This window comes from Pontivivens insulae (assembly GCF_900302495.1).
Classification (GTDB): Bacteria; Pseudomonadota; Alphaproteobacteria; order Rhodobacterales; family Rhodobacteraceae; genus Pontivivens; species Pontivivens insulae.
In genome coordinates, this window is record NZ_OMKW01000001.1 from 825,058 (window position 1) to 849,251 (window position 24,194).

Sequence of the window (24,194 nt, forward strand, 5' to 3'; positions counted from 1 at the left end):
CACCGTGTTGCCCTCGGCGCACCTGCAAGGAGATTTGCTATGAAAATGACGACCGAAGAAGCCTTCGTGAAGGTTCTACAGATGCACGGCATCGACAATGCGTTCGGGATCATCGGCTCGGCCATGATGCCGATCTCCGATCTGTTCCCTGCTGCGGGCATCAAGTTCTGGGACTGTGCGCACGAAACCTCGGGCGGCATGGTCGCTGATGGCTACACCCGCGCATCGGGCAAGATGTCCATGGCGATTGCTCAGAACGGTCCAGGCATCACCAACTTCGTGACGCCGGTTAAAACCGCATACTGGAACCATACCCCGATGCTGCTGGTCACGCCGCAGGCGGCCAACAAAACCATCGGTCAGGGTGGCTTCCAGGAAATCGAGCAGATGAAACTGTTCGAAGACATGGTCTGCTATCAGGAAGAGGTTCGCGACCCGTCCCGTATGGCCGAAGTCCTCAACCGCGTGATCGAGAAAGCATGGCGCGGCTGCGCGCCCGCTCAGATCAACATCCCGCGTGACTACTGGACGCAGGTCATCGACATCGAACTGCCGCAGATCGTGCGCCTTGAGCGTCCGCAAGGTGGTCGCGCCGCTGTCGCAGAGGCCGCAAAACTGCTGTCCGACGCGAAGTTCCCGGTCATCCTGAATGGTGCTGGTGTTGTGATCGGCGGTGCCATCGACGCGTCCGCCGCACTGGCTGAGCGCCTCGACGCGCCGGTTTGCTGTGGTTACCAGCACAACGACGCGTTCCCGGGCTCCCACCCGCTGTCCGTTGGCCCGCTCGGCTATAACGGCTCCAAGGCCGCCATGGAGCTGATCGCGAAGGCCGACGTCGTCCTCGCGCTCGGAACACGCCTCAATCCGTTCTCCACCCTGCCGGGCTATGGCATCGACTACTGGCCCAAGGATGCGAAGATCATTCAGGTTGATATCAACTCTGATCGCATCGGCCTGACCAAAAAGGTCTCCGTTGGCATTCAGGGCGACGCAAAGACTGTTGCAGAGGACATCCTTGCACAGCTCGACGCAACTGCCGGTGACGAAGGCCGTGAGGAGCGTAAGAACCTCATCGCGACAACGAAGTCCAGCTGGCTGCAGACCCTGTCCTCCATGGATCATGAGGATGACGATCCGGGCACCAACTGGAACGAGCGTGCGCGTGACCGTCAGCCCGACCGTATGTCCCCGCGCATGGCATGGCGTGCGATCCAGGCGGCACTGCCGAAAGAGGCGATCATCTCCTCTGACATCGGCAACAACTGCGCCATCGGCAACGCCTACCCGACCTTTGAGGCCGGACGTAAGTACCTCGCCCCTGGTCTCTTCGGCCCCTGCGGCTATGGCCTGCCCGCGATCCTCGGCGCTAAAATTGGCTGCCCGGACGTCCCGGTTGTCGGTTTTGCAGGTGACGGTGCTTTCGGTATCTCCATGAACGAGATGACGGCTTGTGGCCGTGGTGACTGGCCCGCGATCACCATGATCATCTTCCGCAACTACCAGTGGGGCGCGGAGAAGCGGAACACGACTCTGTGGTTCGAAGACAACTTCGTCGGTACCGAACTGAACGAAGGCGTGAACTACGCCAAAGTTGCGGACGCGTGCGGCCTGAAAGGCGTGCAGGTGCGCAGCATGGATCAGCTAACCGACGCGCTGAACACCGCCGTGAAGGAGCAAATGGACGACAACGTCACGACCTTCATCGAGGTTGTTCTGAACCAGGAGCTGGGTGAGCCGTTCCGTCGTGACGCGATGAAGAAGCCGGTATCTGTCGCGCCGATCAACGCATCCGACATGCGCCCTCAGCAGATCGCCTAAGCAAACAGATTGAGGCGCCCCTTTCCATCTGGGGCGCCTCAGCTATGACAAGTCCTTTCTGAGACTTATCCGGAGCGGACTATGACTGACCAACCCAATCCCGCCACAATGACACTACCTGACCGCGCCCGCGCGTTCTTCAAGGTAAACGGTCAAGGGTTTGCGGTTGCCACCATGGTTGCCATCGTCGCTCAATTTCTGTCGGAGCATTACGGTGCGCCGGCTATGCTCATGGCCCTGCTATTGGGGCTCGCCTTTCATTTCCTCGCTGAATCAGGCCCGTGTGTCGCGGGCGTTGCCTTCACCTCAAAGACGGTCTTGCGTATCGGTGTCGCCCTTCTGGGGGTACGGATTTCCGTCGATCAGATCATCGAGCTGGGGTGGGAGATGATCGCGATGATCATCGCCGGTGTCGCCCTGACTATTGTTTTTGGACTTCTCAGCTCGCGCCTTGTTGGCCGGGGCTGGCGCCTGGGTCTGTTGACCGGGGGCGCAGTTGCGATCTGTGGTGCTTCGGCTGCAATGGCAATTGCCGCTGTTTTGCCAAAGGATGAAAAATCCGAGCAGAACCTGATCTTTACGGTGCTCGGTGTCACGATCCTCAGCACTGTTGCGATGGTCCTTTATCCCATCATCACGCAATGGTTCGGCCTCGACTATGTGCAAAGCGGTATCTTCCTCGGCGGTACGATCCATGATGTTGCGCAAGTTGTTGGCGCAGGCTTCTCCGTCTCAGAGGAAACGGGGGACACCGCGACCCTTGTTAAGCTGATGCGGGTCACCATGCTTGCGCCGGTCGTGTTGATCTTCGCACTCTCCATCCGCGCCTTTACGGACAGCAAGGATGATGATGGAGAGCGTCCGCCGCTGCTTCCGTTTTTCGTGATCATGTTCCTGGTGCTGGCTGCATTCAATTCACTTGGCCTCGTGCCGGGCGCTGTTCAGGGGATCATCAGTGACATCAGCCGTTGGGCTCTGCTCATCTCCATCGCTGCCGTTGGCATGAAAACTTCGCTCCGCATCGTGCAGGAGGTCGGCGGGCAATCCATCGTCGTGATCGTAGCGGAAACGATCTTCATCGGTGCTTTCATCCTGTGGGGCATCACCTTGTTGTCGGAGGTATCATGAGACCACTTCAGACTATCCTGGAAAACGCAGCCCGCTCCGATCGGAAAATCGTACTGAGTGAGGGCGCGGACCCACGCGTTGTTGCTGCGACCCGCGCGGCACGCGAAGCCCAAGCCGCGCGTCTGATCCTCGTCGGGGCGACGGACGAGATCGTCGAGGCCTTTGGCGGTGACCTGCCTGACGGGGTCGAGATCTATGACCCGGAAAACGCACCGCAACGGGCGGAGTTGGCAAATGCCTATCATGAACTGCGTGCGCATAAGGGCATGACCGCCGAGAAGGCAGAGAAAGCCATGACCGATCCGGTCACGGCTGCCGCAATGCTGGTCCGGGCGGGCTATGCCCACGGCACGCTGGGCGGGGCGGTGGCTGCAACGGCAGATATTGCACGCGCCGCGCTCCAGATCATCGGCACAGCCCCCAGCGCCAAGATGGTGTCGAGCTTCTTTCTGATGCTTCTGTGCAAGGACCATCATGCGCGGAAGGGTGCGGTGGTCTTCTCTGACGCTGGTTTGGTCGTCGATCCGGATGCGGCGGGGATGGCAGAGATTGCGCTATCTTCGTCCCGTTCATTCTCCGCGCTCACGGGTCAGACCCCACGGGTGGCCATGCTGTCCTTTTCCACGAAGGGCAGCGCACGACACCCCAATGTCAGCAAGGTAACAGAGGCGACGGCCCTCGCCAAAGCTGCGGCACCAGAGTTGATGATTGATGGAGAATTGCAGTTCGATGCCGCCTTCGTGCCATCGGTCGCAGCACGCAAGGCGCCGGACAGTGCGCTTCAGGGTGAAGCAAATGTATTCGTCTTTCCAAACCTTGATGCCGGAAACATCGCCTACAAGATCGCACAGCGCATCGGCGGTGCCGTTGCAATTGGCCCGATCTTCCAGGGTCTGAGCATGCCAGCGAATGACCTATCGCGCGGCTGCGATGCAGAAGATATTCTTCACATGATCGCAGTGACAGCCGCGCAGGTTGACCCAGATGTTTCGGAGTGCCGCGCACTCTGACGCTGCCGGATGCGCCTTGACCTCCGGCACGGGGTCGGGTCGCATATCCACATGATCAACATCGTATCTCTCGATCCCGACAAAGACCTGATGCGGGTCGCCGATCTGTTTGATCGGGCCGGCGACTATATCCGTCTGGAGACCGGCCGCGATCCGGATATCGACTATGCAAGAGAAGCGATGGTCGAGGCGCCACCGCAAGTGCCACCCGAGGATATTCATCTTTTTGGTCTGGAGCGGACGGACCACGAATTGGCCGGTTTCGTTGGATGTCTCACGGGTCACTACGAGCCGAATGAGTGGTACATTGGTCTCTTGCTATTGGATCCGGCGGTGCGCGGTATGGGTTTGGGGCGACTTGCCCTCCGCCATATCATTCAGCTTGCGCGCAACGCCAAAGGAACGGTTCTGCGCATCGCTGTGTTAGAGGCCAACCCGGCCGGGCGCCGCTTCTGGGAGCGTGAGGGTTTCGTTCACGAACGCACGGTCCCGGCTGATCCCGATGGTGACGGTCACATTCGCCACGTAATGCGATGCAATCTGGAAAAGGACCTCTTGGCTTATGGTTGACTACACGCCCGGCCCCCAAAATGGGATCACAGATGTTTCCGGCCTTAGGGTCGGTCATGCTCAGAACGCAGAACTGAAGTCAGGTGTAACGGTCTTGGTCGCAGACAAACCGTTTGTCTGCGGCGTGCACGTCATGGGCGGCGCACCGGGCACGCGAGAGACTGATCTGCTCGCCCCCGACAAGTCCGTGCACGCGGTCGACGCGCTTGTGTTATCTGGCGGGTCAGCTTTTGGGCTGGATGCGGCATCCGGAGTTATGGACCGGCTTGCACAACAGGGGCGCGGCTTTGCTGTAGGGCCAGCACGGGTGCCCATTGTCCCGGCGGCGATCCTGTTTGACTTGATTAATGGCGGGGAAAAGAACTGGGACGTGAACCCGTATCGCGCACTTGGGGTTGAGGCACTGGATGCAGCGACGGAAAGGCCGGCAATCGGAACAGTCGGCAGCGGCATGGGCGCAATCGCAGGCCACATCAAAGGCGGGTTTGGAATGGCGTCTTTGCACCTGCCGGATGGTGTGATCGTGGCGGCAATGGTCGCCGTCAACTCTCTCGGATCGGTGCTCAGCTCTGGTCGCCATTTCTGGGCAGCCCCCTTCGAACAGGAGAATGAGTTTGGAGGTCTGGGGACCGCACCACCGCCAAGCTTGGCAGATACCTTCCGCACGAAGGCAGAGTTGTTCAAGCGTGCGTTGGGCCAAGGCCAGAATACGACGATTGCAGCTGTCGCCACCAATGCAATTCTGGATAAGGCAGGATGTACGCGCCTTGCCACAGCGGCGCATGATGGGTTCGCGCGGGCAATCGTTCCGGCCCATACGCCAATGGATGGAGACTTGATTTTCGGCGTATCGACAGCCGAGCGGTCTTGCACCGATACGTCACTTTTGGGGCACGCGGCGGCGATCTGCCTTGCCCGCGCAATTGCCCGTGGTGTTTACGCAGCAACACCAGCAGCGAACGATATTGCCCCCTGCTGGAGTGCGTTAGGGGCTTAGTTCGTCACGGCGTTCTCAAGGGCACGTCCGCCATCTTGCACGTCTTGGCCCACACCTTGGATCGTGTTGCATGCAGCAAGGGCGAGCAGCGCGGCCCCAATCAATCCGAGCTTTGCGTAGGTCATCGTAAATCTCCTTCGGTTGGATGGTCTTAGGTGGATGCCTCGATCATGGCTGCGAGGGTCGTTCCCTCCGTCCGGCCATGCTCATCATCGTTCAAGTGAAGAAGGTCAGTCAGGCGCCCGCGTGCGCGGTTCACCCGACTTTTGACCGTGCCGACCGCACAGTCACAGATTTCTGCTGCCTCTTCATAGGTCATGCCCGCTGCACCCACCAGCATCAGCGCCTCACGCTGATCGGAGGGCAGTGTGTCAAAGGCGCGCCTGAAATCGGCGAGGTCCATCACGCCGTCCTGCGCGGGCTTTTGGCTGAGACTGTCCTGATAGGCGCCGTCCACATCCTCCACTTCCCATTTCTGCTTGCGTTTCATGGAGTAGAAGGTGTTGCGCAAGATGGTGAACATCCAAGCGCGCATCGACGTGCCAGGCTGGAACTTGTCCTGATTGGAAAGGGCCTTGACCATGGAGTCCTGCACCAGATCATCGGCGCGGGCATTGTCGCGTGTCAGCGATTTTCCGAATGCGCGAAGATCCGGGACCAGCGATACGAGTTCTTCCTCAAAGCTCATTTCACTCATCTGATGCCTTCCCCTTTGCGCGGAGTTGCTCGACGAGCGCTGCCAATTTGTCGGACATGGGCGCCTGCATATCATCCTCGAAGACGCGTTTGAGATGTGACTCAATGCGCGTCTCGGCATTTTCTGCAGCGCCCTGCTTCTCCTTCGACATTCGTAACTCCCCTTAGGCGGCAATCGATTTTCAACCTGGGTCGGTGAACGGAAAAATCTACAGCGTGGCTTTGGTTCACCGGACCAAAATGAAGATCTTTTTCGCAAAGGCGGCATTTGACCCCTTAACCCGCCGCTCTACCCTACAACTCAACAGGGGCGGAAACGTTCCGTACCCAATGCGCCTTTGTGGCGAAATGCTCATAAGGAATGAGAAGGATGACTATGCAGTACGATCCCGAAGCGCTGGCCACTGCCTTGCCGGACTTGCGCCGGTTTGCACGCGCACTGTGCGGATCGCAGGCGACAGGTGACGCCTATGCCGCAGCAACACTCGAATCCATCCTGGCGGAGGAGGAGAGTGCGCAAATCACCCAATCGGGTGATGCCCGCCGCTACCTGTTCACCGTGTTCTGCGCAATTTGGCGCTCAACCGGCGCGCGGGTCGAGCAGATCAATAACGAGATGTCGGGCCGCGAAAAGGTCATGCAAGAACGGCTGACCGTCCTCACCCCGCAAAGCCGGGAAGCACTTCTTCTGCGGTTGCTAGAGGATTTTGGTGTGGTTGACGTTGCCGCAATCATGAACGTCTCCGAAGGTGAGGCGCGCGAGCTGATCGATATCGGCATGCGTGAGATTGAGAGCACGACCCGAAGCCGCGTTCTGGTGATCGAAGATGAACCGCTGATTGCCATGGACATCAGCAACATCGTGGAAACCCTCGGGCACGAGGTCATCGCAGTGGCCCGTACCCACGCCGAAGCGGTGGAGGCCGTGGGCAACCTGCGCCCCGATCTGATCCTTGCAGATATTCGCCTCGCCGATGGCTCAAGCGGCATCGAGGCGGTTGATGACATTCTCAGTGTTGGCGGCAACAGCGATGTGCCCGTCATTTTCATCACCGCGTTCCCCCACCGTTTGTTGACCGGCGAGCGGTCTGAGCCGGCCTATGTCATCACCAAGCCGTTCGAGGAACGTAAGCTGAAGGTCCTGATCGATCAGGCGCTCTTTTTCCGGATGCTACCTGTCACGAATGTCTGATTTGCGCTGCCACTCGATGAGTGGCAAAGCAACGATTGAGCCTCTGGTGCTGGCGGTCTAATCTCACGCCAGCGCCGATCCAGGCGTGTAGGCGAGGGGGCCAAATGACATTCGCACGGCTTCTGGCAGTACTTGCCTTGCCAGCGCTGCTGAGCGCCTGCGGCGGCGATGAGGTCGATTTTGCAGTTCCTGATACGGCGGAGCGTTTCTCCTACGATGTCGTAATTGAGAATGCACCGAATGCAGAGGTGCAATTGGTCGCTGAGGAAACGCTCGATCTCTACCTGCGTCAGGATGACGGTACGGCTTCTCCGGCCTTCTTGCGACGACGCGCAGATTCCGATCTGCCAACGCTCGTGTCCATTCTGCAATCGCAGGGCTATTTTCTGGCGGAGGCCAGCCGCACCGTGACGGGCGATGGTGAGGATGAGCCTCTGATCGCCACCCTTACCCTCACTCCCGGTGAGCCCTTCATTCTATCTTCACAAAGGTTCAACCTGCAGGACCTCACAGGGACACCGCCTGTACTGGATCCCGCAACACTCGGCGCGCCCATCAATGCCCCAGCCGACGCGGAAGAGATCATACTGGCTGAGGATGCCGCCGTCGCAGCTTTGCGCAGGGCAGGATATGCTTACGCTGAATATGAGTCCCGCGATGTGCTCGGCGATCCAGAGAGCAATACGGCGACGGTCACGACAACGATACGGGCTGGCCGCCCCTATCGGTTTGGACCGATCACCTATGTCGGCTTGTCGCGCGTGTCGGCAGAATACCTGACAACCTATGTCACCTGGGAACAAGGCGTCACCTTTTCCGCAAGCGATCTTGCCGATTTTCAGCAACGTCTGATCACGACAGAGCTTTTTAACGCCGTCACGGTTGAACCGCCTGAAGACCCTCCCGCGCAGGAGGCTTTGCCCATCACCGTCACCGTGGATGAGCGCTTGCCGCGCACCTTTTCCACAGGTTTGCGCTATGACACCGATCTGGGGGCGACGGTCACGCTTGGCGTGGAGCATCGAAACCTGTTTGGCCGGAATGAGCGTGCCTCTTTCGATGTGTCCCTGAGCGAGAACGAAAGCTCGGCAGGCATCCAGTTCACCATCCCTCAATTCCGACGCGATGGGCAGGACCTGACGATCGGGACTCGATATGCCCAGATTGACGAGGAGGCTTACAATGGAGAAGTCATTGAGGCCTCCATCGGCATCGACAGGCGCATCAATGAGGAGATGCGTGGCGGCTACGGCCTGTTGACCGAACGATCTGTTGTCGTTGAGGACGGTGCCAATTCAGAGATCAATCTGGTCGGCCTGCCACTCTTCGTCACCTATGACACGACCGATGAGCCTTTGGACGCAACGCGTGGCCTGCGTGGGCGGCTGGAACTTACACCCTTTGCAGGCACCGTGAATGGCGCAGAGGTTGCGTTCACCAGGCTGGACGGCAGGCTCGCAACCTACATCCCTCTGGATGATGAGGGACGTACCGTCCTGGCAGGTCGCGTAAGGCTCGGTTCAATCACCGGTGAGAGTGCGACACAGGTTCCGGTCACGCGCCGCTTGTTCGCTGGCGGTGGCGGCAGTGTTCGTGGGTTCGCGCGCGACAGCCTTGGACCGCTTGACAGTGATGGTGACGCCCGCGGCGGGCTATCCGTGGTCGAGCTTGGCGCCGAACTGCGCTACCGTTTTGGTGAGACGCTTGGGGCGGTGGCGTTTGTCGAGGCGGGGAATGTCACCGACAGTGAACTGCCGGATCTGTCGCAACCCCTGCGCACGGCAATTGGCGGCGGGGTTCGCTACTATTCACCCATCGGCCCGGTTCGTGCGGACCTTGCGTTCCCGATTTCGCCAAGGGCCGGTGAGGATGCCTTTCAGTTCTATCTGGCAATCGGGCAGGCGTTCTGATGCGGCGGTTGATCCTTACTGTCTTTATCTGGGTTATGCCCGTATTCGCTTGGGCACAGACGTCGATTTTTGATCTCGACAACCGGTTGGTGCAATTCGCGCTTAGCCAGATCAGCAGCCCCGGCAGCTTTGAGATCGTGGCAGAGCTTGTGGACGATACCGAAACAGGCGCAACGCGGCTGAACGGCGTCAGCATCCTGGATGGACAGGGTGTCTGGATGACAATTGATCAGCTTGTCGTCGACTGGAACAGCAGTCGCATCTTGCGCGGTGAACTTGCTCTCAATGAGATTCTGATCCGTGGGATGAATGTGGCGCGGGCCCCTGCCGCGGGTTCCGAAGCGCCAGAGCTTGATGTTGAGCAGACCCAAGGCACACCATCCCCTTTTGACTGGCCGCGTGCACCGATCCCTGTGGTGCTGAATCAGCTGGTGATGGAAGATATTCGCATCGGGCCGGACGTATTCGGCCATACAATCACGTTCGACGCATCTGGCCGTGCCGCCGATCAGGATGATGAGCAGCGTTTGGTTCTGGATGTCGAGCGCACTGACGAAATTTCCGGCCAAATCGCAATCGAGTACCTTCGCGATTTCGCCGCCGATACTCTCAATGTCGACCTTACGGCGCAGGAAGAGCCTGGCGGTCTGGTCGCGACACTCGCGGGTCTTCCGCCGGGAAGCGCATCGAACGTTACGCTCCAGGGCGAAGGAACCCGAACCGCGTTTGATTTGAGCTTTGATGCGCAAAGCGATGCCGTTTTCGAGGCGACTGGTACCGCGACGGTCAGCACGGTCGCGCCGCTTAGCGCGATTGCCGATTTCTCGGTCGATGCCGGTCCACAGTTTCCGGCGTCCCTCCGGCCCATTGTGGGGGAGACTGCGACATTCTCCGCCGATATTGCCGAAGGCGATGACCAGATCGTTCGCGTGCGCCGGTTACGACTTGAAAGCCCCGCGTTGGGGCTTGAGGCGACCGGCACGTTTAATCGCGCGACCGCCTCCTCCGATCTCGCTGTGTTCCTGGATGCGGGGCGCGATCTGGCGGCGCTGACACCGGGAGCGCGGTTTGAAACAGTGACATTCGAAGGCCGCGTGACCGGCCCGCCAGATGACTTGCGCGCGCAGGGTCAGGCAACGGTGGCGGAGTTGCGCTCTGCAATTGTCGATGCAGAAGCCGTTGTTCTCGATATCAACGCAACCCGTGTGGGGGAGGTTCTGAACCTCACCGCCAACGGCGATGGGCGCGGATTGCGGCTGGATGAACTGGACGAAAATACACTTGGCGAAGCGTTTCTACGGCTCGATCTCAGGCAGGATCCCGAAGGGATTGAGCTGCGCCGCCTATTGCTGGAAAGCCCGGTTCTGGAACTCACGGCGGCTGGGCAAACAACCCTCGATTTCCTGAACCTCAATGCCAATCTCGCGGTGGAGACGAGCGATCTCGGACAGATCACCCGTGCATATGATTTCCCGGCCACCGGCACGCTGACACTTGATGCAGATGTTCAGCGCGTGAATGGCGTGGTGAGCGGCACGGCCGCCGGCAGGCTCTCAAACTTTGCCTCCACCCCGGCTGACGCAGAGTCGGTGGATCTGAGAATTGATCTGGGGCAGGAGGCTGAAACCATCCGGGCAACACTGCGTGCTGATGCGGATGGACTGCGCCTCGACCAGATCGACCCGTCCATCCTTGGGGAAAGCCGTCTGGGGCTCACCGTGCTTCTCGAACCTGATACGATCACGTTGCGTGATGCGTCTTTGTCCGCGCGGCCGTTCCAGCTTGAAGCGACCGCCGATATGGACCGAGACACCGGGGCACTGCGCTTCGACTATGACTTGCGCACCCGTCAGCTTGCGCCCATCGCCGCAGCATATGACGTGCCCGCTGGCGGCCAATTGCGCAGCACAGGCATGGGCGCGCTGACAGACGGCGTATTGGATACGACCGTTGAGGTGGTGTTGGAGCGTTTGCGTTACGCGAACCTCGCGACAGGCGAACAGATTCTTGTGAATGCCAATGTTACAGGCGCTGGCGACTACGACATCGTCCTTGACCTGCGCGGGCGCGGTGTCGAGGGGTTCGACCTCTCCGCCGCCGATCTGGGTGAGGTCAGTGTGCAGGCTGAAGGCTTGGTCGGACCCGACGTGCTGGCGGTGAACAGCTTCAATCTGTCGTCACGTCTGCTCGACGCGACCGGGCGCGCTCAACTTGATCCGACCAGCGGTGATGCTGAAGGCGCTGCAACCTTGGCGGTCTCGGAGCTTGCGCCGTTGTCTGCCTTGATCGGGCAGGATGTGTCGGGCCGTGCAGCTTTGGAACTCGAAGGCGGCCGACGTGGCGGTGTTGTGGAGCTGACGGCCAATGGTGGATTGGGCGATTTCACTCACCCGCTGGCCGATGTTGGGCAGGGTCGGTTCGAGGCATCTCTCAGACAGGCAAGCGGCACGACGGAGCTTTCTGCCGATGCGGCCCTGCGTGCCTTGCGCGTTGATCAAATTGGACCGGAGATTTGGGGTGCAACCACGTTGCGCGTCGATGCAACGATGCTGCCTGAAGGAGTGATCGTTGAGCAGGCCCGGGTCGAATCCGACGCGCTCGACCTGACTGTTTCAGGCGATCTGACGCCAGACGGACCTGGCCTCGACTATGAAGCCACTGTGCCGCAGATCGCGCCCATCGCACAGGCCTATGCCCAGGACGCCTCTGGCGCGGTTCGCCTCACGGGGACTGCCCGTCCGGGCGAGCCTGTGCAGGCCACCGGCACCTTGGCCGCGACCGATCTGACCTATAACGGCACGCGCTTTGGCACATTGCGCCTGACCCATGATGTTGAGATTGATGAGCAAATCAACGCGTCGCTGCAACTGGTTGGTGAGGGTGGTACACTTGCTGATACCAACCTGTCAGCAAACGTGACGGCCAACCTGCCCAGCGTTCGGGTGGATGGGCTTCAGGGGCGTGTCGCTGGGCAGCAAGTCAATGGCGCTGTGGCGGCGGATCTTTCGGCGGGTCCGCGTTTGGATGGCTCAGTGAATCTGACCAGCGTGGATCTGGCTGCCCTCGACCGGGCGCTGGGTCTCGGAGCTCAGTTCGAAGGTTCGGGGTCGCTGACACTCACGCTGGAGGGCGGTACATCCCAATCGGCGGCGCTCACGGGCGGCTTGCGAAACATAGGGGCGGGCGCCACCCGGCTCGCAGGCATCGACCTGAGCGCGCGGCTGGATGATCTGTTTGGTGCGCCGCGGGTGCAGGCCGATCTTTCCACATCTGGTCTGACGGCCGGACAGGTCGTGATCGACGGGCTGAGCGTTCAGGCGAATGGACCGCTCACCAGCCTGCGCGTCGCTGGTCAGACAGAAGGCGCGCTGGGGACGATCCCGATCTCCCTCGACCTGGCTTCCACCATTGCCTTGGGTGATGGTGCGACGCGGGTCACGCTCGATACGCTCTCTCTGATCGTTGAGGAAGATGAGACCTCTCTCACCCAGCCCCTCACCCTGCTTTTGCGCAATGGCATTATCGACGGTGGCCCGCTCGAGATTCTGTTGCCCGGCGGCGGCCAAATCCTTGGCGAGGTCGATCTGATCGGAGGCGGTCTCGTTGGGGAGCTTCGCATTGCGAACGCTGATTTGGGAGCGATGACAGAGCCCCTGCCAGTAAGCATCTCGGGCGGTCGTATGAACTTGAGGGCCAGCTTCGACACCCGCCCCGGTCGCGCAACCGCCGAGCTGCGAGGTGCCTTTGATAAGGTGCTGGCGACCGATATCCTCGATGAAGGCTCGGCTGTGAATGCCACCGTCTCAGGCGACTGGGACGGACGGCGCTTCGTAACCGAAGCGCGGATACAAGCCGAAGTCGGGGAGCCCTTTGTGATAACGGCCGATCTGCCCGTGCGCGCCGGGCCTGGCCCCATCCCAAGCGTGCAGATGAATCAACCTTTCACCAGCGAACTTCGCTGGGCTGGGGAACTGCGTCCGCTATGGGCACTTGTGCCGGTTTCAGGTCAGATCCTGTCCGGGCTTGCAACTTTGGATCTTGAACTCAGCGGATCGCTCTCCGCACCCAGCGTGGGGGGCAACATCTCTGTCTCTGACGGACGGTACGAGAATCTCGATGCCGGTCTCATTCTGACGGAACTTACTGTTATCTCCGACTTTTTTGAGAATGACATCCTAACTCTTCTGATCAATGCCAGCGACGGCGGGTCGGGGGAGTTGTTCGGACAACTCGACATCCGGGCAGGCGACGGCCCGATAACCGTCGCGTCGCAATTTGAGGCCATCGACGCCGTGCTGATCCGGCGTGATGATCTTAGTGCTCAGCTGAGCGGAACTGTCGGGATCGCGGGCCCGCTAAATGACCTGGTCGTTGAGGGTGATGTCGAGATCGACCGCGCAGAGCTGCGCCTCGTAAACTCCTCCCCGCCAGAGATCGTGACCCTCGGCGACATCCGCATGATTGGTGACGATCCCCCACGTGAAGCGCCGCCACCGCCTGCGATCCTGCGGCTCGACGTCGATGTGCGGGCTGCAGACGGGGTGTTCGTGCGCGGACGCGGACTTGAATCCGAATGGCGCGTTGCGCTGGATATTCGCGGAACGGCGACCCAGCCGCGCATTCTCGGCTCGGTTGAGCGGTTGCGCGGAACGTTCAGCCTGCTTGGCCGCAGCTTCGATCTTTCGCGCGGAGAGGTCGTGTTCAACGGTGGGGCCAAAATTGATCCACAACTCGACATTGCCCTGACGCGGGCTGACCGGGATCTTGTCGGCCAGATCCTTGTAACCGGCCCCGCAAGCAACCCGACGCTCAGCTTCGCGTCCGAGCCTGCGCTGCCTGAGGAGGAGGTTCTGCCCCAACTCCTGTTCGGCACGTCACAGCAAAGCCTCAGCGCGGGTGATGCCCTTCAGCTTGCAGCGGGTATTGCGACCCTTGTGTCCGGCAGCGCCGGTCCGCTCGATGTTGTGCGCGGCGCGCTCGGCGTGGATGTCTTGCGGATCGAGGGTGGTTCCGAAGGGCAGGCCGCCAGCCTCACTGTCGGCAAAACACTGGGAGAGGGGATCTTTGTCGGTGCCCGAACTCAGGCAGATGGGACGAGTGCGATTCGCATTGAATTGGATGTTTTTGAGAACATCACCGTCGATGCCGAGATTTCGACGGGCGGTGACAGTTCGTCTGTCGGGATCACCTATTCAACGGATTTCTAGCGCGCAGCCAGAATGATGCGCGCCTTGTCCAGATCCTTATGCATCTGGGCAATCAGCGGCTCCATACCTTCATATTTCAGCTCGGGCCGCTGAAATTCGATCAGCGCAACCGACATCTCTGCATCATAGAGGTCGCCGTCAAAATCGAGGAGCATGACCTCCAGATTGGGCGCGTTATCCCCGAATGTCGGGCGTGAGCCGAGCGAGGCCACGGCATCATAACTTCCCTTGTGCGGCCCGGTCAGAACGTCTGCACGGCAGGCATAAACGCCGAAAGCTGGCAGATGCAGCCCCGCCATGGACAGGTTTGCGGTCGGGAAACCCATCTCGCGACCGCGCTTGAACCCATGCTCCACAACGCCCTCAATCCGATGCAGGTGGCCTAGCATTGAAGCCGCATCTTGTGGACGCCCCTCGGACAGGGCCATGCGGATCGCCGTCGATGAAATCTCCACCCCGTCCGCCTCAAGCAATGGCGCGACGGTCAGGTCAAAAGGCGCGCGGGCAAGCGTTTCCACGTCACCGGCACGACCCTTTCCGAACCGGAAATCCGCACCCACCACCAGATGAGAGATACCAAGTCCGCCAATCAAAACATCGTTGATGAACGCTTCAGGGGTCAGCCCTGCGAGTGCAGCGTCAAAGGGCACTTCGTAAAGCTGATCGACGCCGAGCTTGGCCAATCTGTTCGCACGGGCGGTTGCATTCATCAGTCGGAATGGCGGCGCGTCTGGTGCAAAAACCTGACGCGGGTGCGGCTCGAACGTGACAACACCCAGGGGCGCATCCGCGCGACGGGCAAGATCGAGCACGGACTGATGGCCAAGGTGCAGCCCGTCGAAATTGCCCATGGCGACAGATGCGCCGCGTGCGTCATCGGGCACGGAGACAGAATGATGGACCTGCATGGACCCCCCGGCGCACCGGGTGATGCGCTCAGTCGAACTTCGCGGACGGGGCCAGCACCAGTGCTTCCCCTTTCAGCACAACCGTATCGCCTACACAGACTTTGCAATCAAGCGTGACCCGACGCTTCGCGTAGTCGATGCTTGCCACTGTAACCGTCGCTTCGGCGTGATCGCCGGGACGGACCGGTGCCATGAATTTCAGGCTCTGCCCCAGATAGACTGTGCCGTGACCGGGAAGCTGTTCCCCGATGACGGCAGAAACCAGACCGGCGGTCAGCATCCCGTGCGCGATAACACCGCCAAAGATCGTGTCTTGCGCATATTCCTCGTCCAGATGCACCGGGTTGTGGTCGGTGGACAGCTCGGCAAAGGCCTCAATCTCGGCCATGCCAATGGTCTTGCCGACGGAGCGCGACATACCGACCTGTAACTCTTCGATGACGATCGTGCCCTTGGGCAGATTATGACCCGTATCCAACATGAATCGCTCCTTTGTGCATCTGCGAAGAGATATAGCGCAGAAATTTTATTGCGCAAGGAAATTTCATGATTGATGGGTTTGGAGATATAATAGTCTGCGTCTGGATTGGTGTCGTGGGGTCAAACCCGCCCGAATACCTCCTGCACGATCTGCTCCAGCGATGCTTGGTCAACCGCATCGAACGCATCCGGGGTGTCGCTGTCCACGTCCAGCACCGCAATCACCTCTGCCTTTTTGTTGAAGACCGGAACGACAATCTCCGAGCGGGTGGAGGAGGCGCAGGCGATATGGCCGGGAAAGGCATCGACATCTGCCACCAGTTGCGTGGTCTGCTCACGCGCGGCAGCACCGCAAACCCCGCGCGAAAACGGAATGACAAGGCAGCCATGCCCCCCCTGATAAGGCCCGATCTTCAACAACTCCGGCGCGACGACCCGGTAAAATCCGGTCCAGTTGAAGTGCTCAAAGCTATGGTGCAGCTCGCATGCGACAGTCGCCATCAGGGCAATAGGATCGTCCTCCCCTTCACATAGGGACGTGATTGCGGCATGAACATCGGCGTAGCGGGGATGCATGGGTGTCTCCATTTCTGTCGCATGCGACATTGCGCAAGAGGACCGAGATGATCAACGCCCTTCCCCCCGAATTGCCCCCGCATCTTTTGCGAGAGGCGGTGCAGCGCGCCTTGGCTGAGGATTTGGGTCAATCAGGAGACATCACCGCGCAGGCCACATTGCGACCGCAGGCCATCGCGACGGCGCGGATCAATGCCCGCGATCCTGGCACCGTGGCCGGGTTGGAGCTTGCGCGCCTTGCTTTCGCTGAGGTCGATCCCTCCATCACCTTTGAAACGAAGCTCTCCGACGGTGATGCTCTTACAGCCGGTTTGACGATTGCAGAGATCCGCGGCCCGGCACGCGCTGTAATGACCGCAGAGCGGACGGCCCTGAACTTCCTGATGCACCTATCGGCAATTGCGACGCATACCGCCCGCTTCACTGCGGCAATCGGGGCGCATCCCGCGCGGGTTACATGCACGCGCAAGACTACACCTGGCCTGCGCGCGCTTGAGAAATATGCTGTGCGCTGTGGTGGCGGATCGTCCCACCGGATGAGTCTGGCCGACGCGATTTTGATCAAGGACAATCACATCGCGGTCTGCGGCAGTGTGAAGGCCGCGCTTGAGCGGGCCTACGCCTTTGCAGGGCATCTGACCGCAGTTGAGATCGAAGTCGATACGCTAGAGCAATTTGCCGAGGCGCTCGATGCTGGCGCGCGCATCGTCCTGCTGGACAATATGAGCCTTACCGAACTTCGCGACGCAGTTGCCCTGAACGCAGGTCGCGCGACCTTGGAGGCTTCTGGCAACGTTGATCTCGACACGGTCAGTGATATCGCCGCGACCGGCGTGGACTACATTTCCACATCAAAGATCACGATGGCGGCGGGCACGCTGGACATCGGAATGGACATTAACATCGAAGGGGACACGCTATGAGCTGGACCGACCTGCAGGCGGAAAGCGGCCACACCATCGCAGAGCTCTATGATGATGAGCGTTTTGCGGAGTTCTCGGCCACTTACGAAGACATGCTCTTCGACTATTCGCGGACGCAAATGACCGTCGCCGCGCGTGCTACCCTGTTTGGCATGCTTGAGGATCGCGACTTCGCGCAAAAACGGGCGGCCATGTACGGCGGAGCCAAGATCAACAATACCGAGGGTCGGCGCGTGCTGCACACCGCGCTGCGCCTGCCCGAGGATGCCGTACTGGATGCAGAGGGTGAAGACATAGCGCGTCAGGTTCTCGACAGCCGCGCGGCCTGCTTCGCGTTTGCCGAGGACGTGCGCTCCGGCGCTTATGCGGCGGCAGCGGGCAGCTTCACCGATGTGGTTAATATCGGGATCGGCGGATCCGATCTGGGTCCGGTGCTGGTTGCCGAGGCTTTGACCGCACATTGCGACGGACCACGCCTCCACTTCGTGTCGAATGTTGATGGGGCGGCTTTGACGCAGGTTTTCCAAAACTGCGACCTATCCCGCACGCTCTTCATCATTGCATCCAAATCCTTCGGCACCATTGAAACTATGGAAACGGCCAAGGTCGCGCTTGCCCGGATGAAGTCAGAGGTCGCCGACGCATCTGTTCATTTTGCCGCCCTGACCACAAAACCCGCACTTGCGGCTGAGCAGTTCGGCATTCCGGCGGAGCGGTGTTTTGGCTTCGCTGATTGGGTTGGTGGCCGCTTTTCTGTCTGGTCGCCCATCGGCCTGCCGCTGATGATCGGCATGGGCACCGCGAATTTCAGTGAGTTCCTTGCCGGTGCCCACGAGATCGACACTCATTTCCAGAGCGCGCCATTGGCCGAGAACCTGCCGGTTCTGATGGCCTGCGTCGGGGTTTGGCACCGCAATGGCTGCGGTTTCCCGACCCGGTGCGTCGTCCCCTATGACCAGCGTCTTGCGACCCTGCCGCAATACCTCCAGCAACTGGATATGGAGAGCAACGGCAAGCGCGTCACGCTAGACGGGGATGAGGTCGCTGTGCCGACCTCGCCGGTTGTTTGGGGTAGCGCGGGCACCAACGCCCAGCACGCTTATTTCCAGATGTTGCACCAGTCTCCCACGCCACAACCGCTCGAATTCATGATCGCGGCTGAACCGGTGGAAGAAGGGCTGGAGCACCTTCAGAACATCCTCATCGCCAATTGCTTTGCGCAAAATCAGGCCTTCGCCTTTGGTCGGACCGAGGCGGAAGCCGAAGCCCTGATGATCGAAGACGGCATGGATGCGGAGGAGGCGCGCCGCCTCGCACCGCACAGGACGTTCCCGGGCAACCGCCCCTCAACGCTTCTGCTCTACCGGGATCTGACGCCGCGCACGATGGGGCGGATCATTGCGCTGGCAGAGGCACGGTGTTTCACCGAGGGCGTCTTCTGGGGGATCAACAGCTTTGACCAATGGGGTGTCGAGTTGGGCAAGGTACTGGCCACCGGCATGCTGCCGCATGTCGAGGGCAAATTTGCCGAGGACATGGTGAACGAAGCCCTCAGCGGCCCGCTCGCCCACCTCCATACGCTTTGATCAGGCCAGCGCGGGGATAATGCTCTGCGCCAGCAAGCGATTAAGCACACCGCCATATCCACCCGACCGTGCCGGTCGGGTGGGATCCGATGTGATCGCGACTGTCAGCTCAAGCTCCGGCACGACATAGATCATCTGGCCGCCATATCCGCGCGCATAGGCCACCCGATAATCTCCGGCCTGCGCAAGAAACCAGCCGTACCCATAGTCATGACGTGAAAAAGGGGAGCGCGTCCGGGCAACCCAGCTTTCTCGCACCCAATCGGCCGGCAGGATTTGCTCGCCCTGGTACATGCCCGCATTGCGGTACATCTCGCCGAACCGCAGCATCGCACGCGGTGTGATCGCCATCTCGTTTCCGCCCAGGTAGTAACCTTGCGGGTCTCGCGTCCATGCGGGAATCTCAATGCCAAGCGGGCGCCCGATCCAATCCCGCATCAACCTCAGCAATGTCTCATCCGCGGCCACGGAAAGGGCGGCGCCCAGAATATGTGTCGAACCCGTGGAGTAGAGCATGCCCGCCCCCGGTTCGCGCACGAAATCACGTGCAAGCGCATCCGCCACCCAATTGCGACTCGACACCCACTGGCCGTAATTTGCGCCAGAGGTGCGCTCTAGCCCCGCCTGCAAGGTCACCAGATCTTCCAGAGTGATCTCTGCAGCGCGGGGATCCGCGCTGCCCGGGATCAGGGACGGGGCAACGTGGGCGAGAGGGCTATCCACATCTGCTACGACGCCACGATCCAGCGCGGCACCCAGACACGCGGCAACGAAGCTCTTAGAGACGGATTTGACGTTGGCCAGCCGGTCAGGGCCACCGCCGCGCAAGGTCTGGGCCAGAACCTCCTGCCCGGATTGCGAAATCAGCAAAGTGTGGATCTGGTCGAGCCCAGCGACTTCCGCACGCAAATCCGCAAAACGGTCCTGTGCCAGGCTCGGCGTCGCGAGGGGCAGTGCGGCAAAGCTGGCGAGCAGGTGACGGCGGTTCAATCTGGGTTGTGTCATCCTCCGCCATATGGGGCGTGCCCTCGCATTGCCCAAACCGCCGCCTGCTCACGATTCCGAGAGGCGACCGTTCAAGCCCAGCCCACAAAAAAGGCCCGAAGCACGAAGCTCCGGGCCAGTTAGAATGAGCCGGGTAAGGCAGCCCATTCCGGGGAAATCGTATCGCGGCGCAGGGAGGAGGAGCGCCGCGATTACACCGTTGGGCTTAGCCCTTGGTGAACTCGGGGTAGGCTTCCATGCCCAGCTCGGATGCATCGAGACCCATGATCTCTTCTTCTTCGCCAACGCGGATGCCCATGGTCACCTTCAGGATCATCCAGACGATGAAGGAGGTGATGAAGACGAACGCGCCGATGGACACGATGCCGACAATCTGAGCAACCCAGCCACCGGTGTAGAAGGCGACGGCGAGCGTGCCCCAGATACCGGCGATCAGGTGGACAGGGATCGCACCGACAACGTCGTCGATCTTCAGCTTGTCGAGCAGCGGAACAGTGTAGACGACGATCGCACCACCGATTGCACCGGTGATCAGCGCACCGAACAGCGACGGCGCAAGCGGCTCTGCCGTGATGGAGACGAGGCCTGCGAGGGCACCATTCAGCACCATGGTCAGGTCGACTTTGCCATAGGAAACCTGCGTCAGGATCAGCGCGGCGACCGCACCGGCTGCAGCGGCCATGTTGGTGTTGGCGAAGATGCGGGACACGTCGGTCACGTCACCCACGGTGCCCATGGCGAGCTGGGAACCACCGTTGAAGCCGAACCAGCCGAGCCACAGGATGAACGTACCCAGCGTGGCGAGCGGCAGGTTGGAGCCCATGATCGGGTTCACACGGCCGTCAGCAGAATACTTGCCGATACGCGGGCCGAGGATGATGGCACCTGCGAGTGCTGCGAAACCGCCAGCTGCGTGCACCAGAGTGGAGCCTGCGAAGTCGGAGAAGCCGAACTCGGACAACCAGCCGCCACCCCACTGCCAGGATGCTTCGATCGGGTAGATGAAGCCGGTCAGCACGATCACGAAGATCAGGAACGGCCACAGCTTGATGCGCTCAGCCAGCGTACCGGACACGATGGACGCGGTCGTCGCACAGAACATCAGCTGGAAGAAGAAGTCGGACCCAGCAGATGCGTAGTCGAGCGACGCGTCAGCTGCGGCCAGACCAACAGGCTCAAGCGACGTGATGGAGAAGAACGGGCCGAGCCAGCCAGAGATCCACCAGTCGCCCGGATACATCAGGTTGAAGCCAACCAGCCAGTACATGATGGACGCGATACCAAACAGCGCGATGTTCTTGGTCAGCTGAGTGGTGACGTTCTTAGAGCGGACGAGACCCGCTTCGAGCATGGCGAAGCCTGCCGCCATCCAGAACACCAGGAAGCCGCCCATCAGGAACAGCAGTGTGGTGAAGATATAGGGGCTGGGGTCCGCAGACGCGTCCTGCGCCAGCACAGGGGATGCAGCGAGAAGCGCGGACGCTCCGACTGCACCGATTTTCAGAAACTTGGTCATTACATGTCCCTCGTTGTCGTGTGTTCTGGGGGTCAAACTGCGTCGGCGCCGGTTTCACCGGTACGCACGCGAATGGCTTGCTCAACGTCGAGCACGAAGATCTTGCCGTCACCGATCTTGCCGGTCTTGGCAGTGTTCGAGAGCGTCTCGACGGTCTGATCGACGATCGCGTCGTCCACGACCATCTCCAGCTTCACCTTCGGGACGAAGTTCACGACGTATTCTGCGCCGCGATAAATTTCGGTGTGACCGGCCTGACGGCCGTAGCCTTTGACTTCAGAAACCATGAGGCCCTGAACGCCGATGGTGGTCAGTGCTTCGCGCACTTCCTCCAGCTTGAATGGTTTGATGACCGCGATGATAAGCTTCATTCTGATCCCTCATGGACTTATTGGCTTTCGCGGCTTTCTATGCAATTTGTGTGCCAATAGGGCCGAAAATCGCGTAAGCATCAGAAAAACAAGGATATAAAAAAACACCGGCACCTTGTCGTTCGTGCTTCGATTCAGTTGTGCCTAAAATTTGATCAGCAAAATCCCGCCGATCAAATTTTAGGCACTTGTATTGCTCAGAATTTGATCGCAGCAAAATCGCGCCCCTTCGCAACGGCGCAAAAAATCACTATGTTGGAACGAAACCGCCCGAACAGAGGCTGGCGAGCAGATGACCAAGGCAAAATCGACCCCGCCGCGCAAGCGTCGGAACATCGTTGTGCGCGCGATCACCGGGGTGTTTCGGCTGATGCGCTGGATTGTGCTGCGTTTGATCCTGATTGGCGGCCTCACGGTCGCGGCGTCAACGGCGTGGGTCTTGGTCCAATTGCCAGAGGCTAACGAGCTGCTCGATGGACGCGAGCGCGGCTCGGTTACCATGTTGGACCGCAATGGCCGGGTCTTTGCCTGGCGCGGTGAGCAGGGGGGCGTGCTGTCCTCCCAGGAAATGTCAGAAGACTTGCGCAACGCGGTCGTCGCGACAGAGGACAAGCGCTTTTATTGGCACTTCGGGCTAAGTCCCCGCGGTATTGCTGGCGCGATCCGCATCAACCTGCGCGAAGGCCGATCCGCGCTTTCAGGTCACGGTGGGTCCACGATCACGCAGCAGGTGGCCAAGCTGGTCTTCCTGTCCGACTACCCAACCATGACCAGAAAGCTGTTGGAGATCCCCTATGCCCTGGCAATGGAGATTGCCTACACCAAAGAGGAGATCCTCTCGATCTACATGAACCGCGCCTATCTTGGCGCGTCTGCAAACGGGTTTGAGGCTGCCGCGCAGCGCTATTTCGGGATCAGTGCGCGCGAGGTGGATGTACCGCAATCCGCCATGCTGGCCGGACTGCTAACAGCGCCCAGCCGCTTTGCCCCGACCCGTGATCTGGCCCGCGCGCAGAACCGGTCTCAGGTGATCCTGCGTTTGATGCATGAACAGGGCTATATTGATGATCTGACCTTTGCGCTGGCACAGGCCAATCCGGCAGAGCTTTCGGCCAGCGCGCGCAGCCGTGCGGGTGGCTATTTCGCAGATTGGGTGATGAGCGATGGGCCAGAGTTCCTAACCCGCGAAACGGCTGAGGATGTCCGCATCGCAACCACGTTCGATCGCGACATTCAGGCGGCCGCCGAAGGCGCGCTGACCTCTGTGTTCGAAGATCTGGTGCGCGAGGGCTCGCAGGCGCAGGCTGCAATTGTGGTGATGAGCCCGGACGGGGCGGTTCGCGCGATGGTCGGTGGGCGTGCGATTGGCGGTGCGGGAACCTTCAATCGGGCAACACAGGCCCTGCGGCAACCCGGTTCTGCCTTTAAGCCCATCGTGTTTGCGGCAGGTCTGGAAAGCGGCATGGACCCCAATGATCTGGTGAACGACGCGCCCATCACCTTGCGAATCCCCGGATCGGGGGATTGGTCGCCACAGAACTATACGCGCAGCTATATGGGCTATGTCACGATGTGGGAGGCCTTCGCCCGCTCTCTGAACACACCCGCTGTCCGAATATCGGAGACGACGGGACGTGGCAGTGTCATCACCATGGCGCGGTCCCTTGGTTGGGACGGCGATCTAAATGACAGTCCGGCCCTTGCCCTCGGCGCGTCCGAGACGACGTTGCTTGACCTGACCGGCGTCTATGCGGCCTTCCTTAATCGAGGTGTACGGGCAGAGCCTTACGGTTTGCTCACCCTCTCGCTGCGTGAGAGCGGCGACGTCCTGCTCGAAAATCAGGCGCCGGTACCCGTCCGCGCGATGAGTGAACGCACAGCGGGTTACATGACATGGATGATGTCACAGGTCGTCTCCTCCCCATTTGGCACAGGTCGGCGGGCCGCACTTGAGGATCGTTCAGTTGCCGGGAAGACCGGCACGACACAGGCGGCGCGCGACGCCTGGTTCGTCGGGTTCTCAGGGGACTATGTTGCCGGGGTCTGGATGGGGTATGATGACAATACGCCGCTAACCGGCGTAACCGGTGGTGGCCTGCCAGCGGAGATCTGGAAGCGCACTATGGAAGGTGTGCATGCCGGGCGCCCGGCAACGCCCTTGCCCGCTCTGGTTCCGATCGCGCCGCAGGTCGCAGCACCGGCTCCTCAGCCCGCCACGCCCGCGCCCTCACAGCAAAATGAAGCGCCAAATTTGATCGAATCCCTCCTTCGCGGGTTGTTTGGAGGATGAGGTCGCTTTCA

Annotated in this window: 20 protein-coding genes; 11 read left to right on the forward strand and 9 right to left on the reverse strand. The window is 60.4% G+C overall.

Annotated elements, in window-relative coordinates:
- Positions 1-39 precede the first annotated feature (39 nt).
- The 5 genes from xsc to POI8812_RS03820 all read left to right on the forward strand — a co-directional run bounded on the left by xsc (position 40) and on the right by POI8812_RS03820 (position 5,523).
- On the forward strand, positions 40-1,818 hold the full coding sequence (xsc, locus tag POI8812_RS03800; protein WP_108781169.1) for a sulfoacetaldehyde acetyltransferase: 1,779 nt from the start codon (positions 40-42) through the stop codon (positions 1,816-1,818).
- A gap of 108 nt (positions 1,819-1,926) precedes the next feature.
- On the forward strand, positions 1,927-2,946 hold the full coding sequence (locus POI8812_RS03805) for a YeiH family protein (RefSeq protein WP_108781516.1): 1,020 nt from the start codon (positions 1,927-1,929) through the stop codon (positions 2,944-2,946).
- On the forward strand, positions 2,943-3,956 hold the full coding sequence (gene pta / locus POI8812_RS03810; protein ID WP_108781170.1) for a phosphate acetyltransferase: 1,014 nt from the start codon (positions 2,943-2,945) through the stop codon (positions 3,954-3,956). Before POI8812_RS03805 ends, pta begins: the two co-directional genes overlap by 4 nt.
- A gap of 51 nt (positions 3,957-4,007) precedes the next feature.
- Complete coding sequence (locus POI8812_RS03815) at positions 4,008-4,526, forward strand: GNAT family N-acetyltransferase (protein ID WP_162844875.1); 519 nt, start codon at positions 4,008-4,010, stop codon at positions 4,524-4,526.
- Positions 4,519-5,523, forward strand: coding sequence for a P1 family peptidase (locus POI8812_RS03820; protein ID WP_108781172.1), 1,005 nt, complete (start codon positions 4,519-4,521; stop codon positions 5,521-5,523). Before POI8812_RS03815 ends, POI8812_RS03820 begins: the two co-directional genes overlap by 8 nt.
- Here POI8812_RS03820 and POI8812_RS03825 read toward each other — a convergent pair.
- The 3 genes from POI8812_RS03825 to POI8812_RS17600 are packed head-to-tail and all read right to left on the reverse strand — an operon-like array spanning position 5,520 to position 6,371.
- Positions 5,520-5,648, reverse strand: a complete 129-nt coding sequence (locus POI8812_RS03825; RefSeq protein WP_108781173.1) for an entericidin A/B family lipoprotein — start codon at positions 5,646-5,648, stop codon at positions 5,520-5,522. The genes POI8812_RS03820 and POI8812_RS03825 overlap by 4 nt on opposite strands.
- 26 nt (positions 5,649-5,674) lie before the next feature.
- Complete coding sequence (locus POI8812_RS03830) at positions 5,675-6,220, reverse strand: sigma-70 family RNA polymerase sigma factor (protein WP_306438838.1); 546 nt, start codon at positions 6,218-6,220, stop codon at positions 5,675-5,677.
- Entirely contained in the window at positions 6,213-6,371 is a 159-nt protein-coding gene (locus tag POI8812_RS17600; RefSeq protein ID WP_162844876.1) for a NepR family anti-sigma factor, read from the reverse strand. Before POI8812_RS17600 ends, POI8812_RS03830 begins: the two co-directional genes overlap by 8 nt.
- 218 nt (positions 6,372-6,589) lie before the next feature.
- Here POI8812_RS17600 and POI8812_RS03835 point away from each other — a divergent pair, with 218 nt between their 5' ends.
- The 3 genes from POI8812_RS03835 (at position 6,590) to POI8812_RS03845 (ending at position 14,528) form a co-directional block, all read left to right on the forward strand.
- Positions 6,590-7,411, forward strand: a complete 822-nt coding sequence (locus tag POI8812_RS03835; RefSeq protein WP_219928821.1) for a response regulator — start codon at positions 6,590-6,592, stop codon at positions 7,409-7,411.
- 104 nt (positions 7,412-7,515) lie between these two features.
- Positions 7,516-9,321 carry an autotransporter assembly complex protein TamA gene (locus POI8812_RS03840; protein ID WP_108781175.1) on the forward strand — a complete coding sequence of 602 codons (1,806 nt, stop codon included), beginning with the start codon at positions 7,516-7,518 and terminating at the stop codon, positions 9,319-9,321.
- On the forward strand, positions 9,321-14,528 hold the full coding sequence (locus POI8812_RS03845; protein WP_108781176.1) for a translocation/assembly module TamB domain-containing protein: 5,208 nt from the start codon (positions 9,321-9,323) through the stop codon (positions 14,526-14,528). The genes POI8812_RS03840 and POI8812_RS03845 overlap by 1 nt, the downstream gene beginning before the upstream one ends.
- On the opposite strand, the gene POI8812_RS03850 is transcribed toward POI8812_RS03845, so the two are convergent.
- From POI8812_RS03850 to msrC, 3 genes are all read right to left on the reverse strand, one after another.
- On the reverse strand, positions 14,525-15,436 hold the full coding sequence (locus tag POI8812_RS03850; RefSeq protein ID WP_108781177.1) for a bifunctional riboflavin kinase/FAD synthetase: 912 nt from the start codon (positions 15,434-15,436) through the stop codon (positions 14,525-14,527). The genes POI8812_RS03845 and POI8812_RS03850 overlap by 4 nt on opposite strands.
- A 28-nt stretch (positions 15,437-15,464) precedes the next feature.
- Positions 15,465-15,917 carry a MaoC family dehydratase gene (locus POI8812_RS03855; protein WP_108781178.1) on the reverse strand — a complete coding sequence of 151 codons (453 nt, stop codon included), beginning with the start codon at positions 15,915-15,917 and terminating at the stop codon, positions 15,465-15,467.
- Positions 15,918-16,036: 119 nt separating this feature from the next.
- Entirely contained in the window at positions 16,037-16,492 is a 456-nt protein-coding gene (gene msrC / locus POI8812_RS03860; protein WP_108781518.1) for a free L-methionine (R)-S-oxide reductase MsrC, read from the reverse strand.
- Positions 16,493-16,539: 47 nt separating this feature from the next.
- On the opposite strand from msrC, the gene nadC reads away from it, so the two are divergent.
- Positions 16,540-17,415 carry a carboxylating nicotinate-nucleotide diphosphorylase gene (gene nadC / locus POI8812_RS03865; protein ID WP_108781179.1) on the forward strand — a complete coding sequence of 292 codons (876 nt, stop codon included), beginning with the start codon at positions 16,540-16,542 and terminating at the stop codon, positions 17,413-17,415.
- Entirely contained in the window at positions 17,412-19,001 is a 1,590-nt protein-coding gene (gene pgi / locus POI8812_RS03870; protein WP_108781180.1) for a glucose-6-phosphate isomerase, read from the forward strand. Before nadC ends, pgi begins: the two co-directional genes overlap by 4 nt.
- On the opposite strand, the gene POI8812_RS03875 is transcribed toward pgi, so the two are convergent.
- From POI8812_RS03875 to POI8812_RS03885, 3 genes are all read right to left on the reverse strand, one after another.
- Complete coding sequence (locus POI8812_RS03875) at positions 19,002-20,006, reverse strand: serine hydrolase domain-containing protein (RefSeq protein ID WP_108781181.1); 1,005 nt, start codon at positions 20,004-20,006, stop codon at positions 19,002-19,004.
- Between the two features lie 205 nt (positions 20,007-20,211).
- Complete coding sequence (locus POI8812_RS03880; RefSeq protein WP_108781182.1) at positions 20,212-21,522, reverse strand: ammonium transporter AmtB; 1,311 nt, start codon at positions 21,520-21,522, stop codon at positions 20,212-20,214.
- Between the two features lie 32 nt (positions 21,523-21,554).
- Complete coding sequence (locus tag POI8812_RS03885; protein WP_108781183.1) at positions 21,555-21,893, reverse strand: P-II family nitrogen regulator; 339 nt, start codon at positions 21,891-21,893, stop codon at positions 21,555-21,557.
- 292 nt (positions 21,894-22,185) lie between these two features.
- Between POI8812_RS03885 and POI8812_RS03890 the strand changes: the two genes are divergently transcribed.
- Positions 22,186-24,183: a transglycosylase domain-containing protein gene (locus POI8812_RS03890; RefSeq protein ID WP_108781184.1), complete on the forward strand. Its 1,998-nt coding sequence runs from the start codon at positions 22,186-22,188 to the stop codon at positions 24,181-24,183.
- Positions 24,184-24,194: the final 11 nt, after the last annotated feature.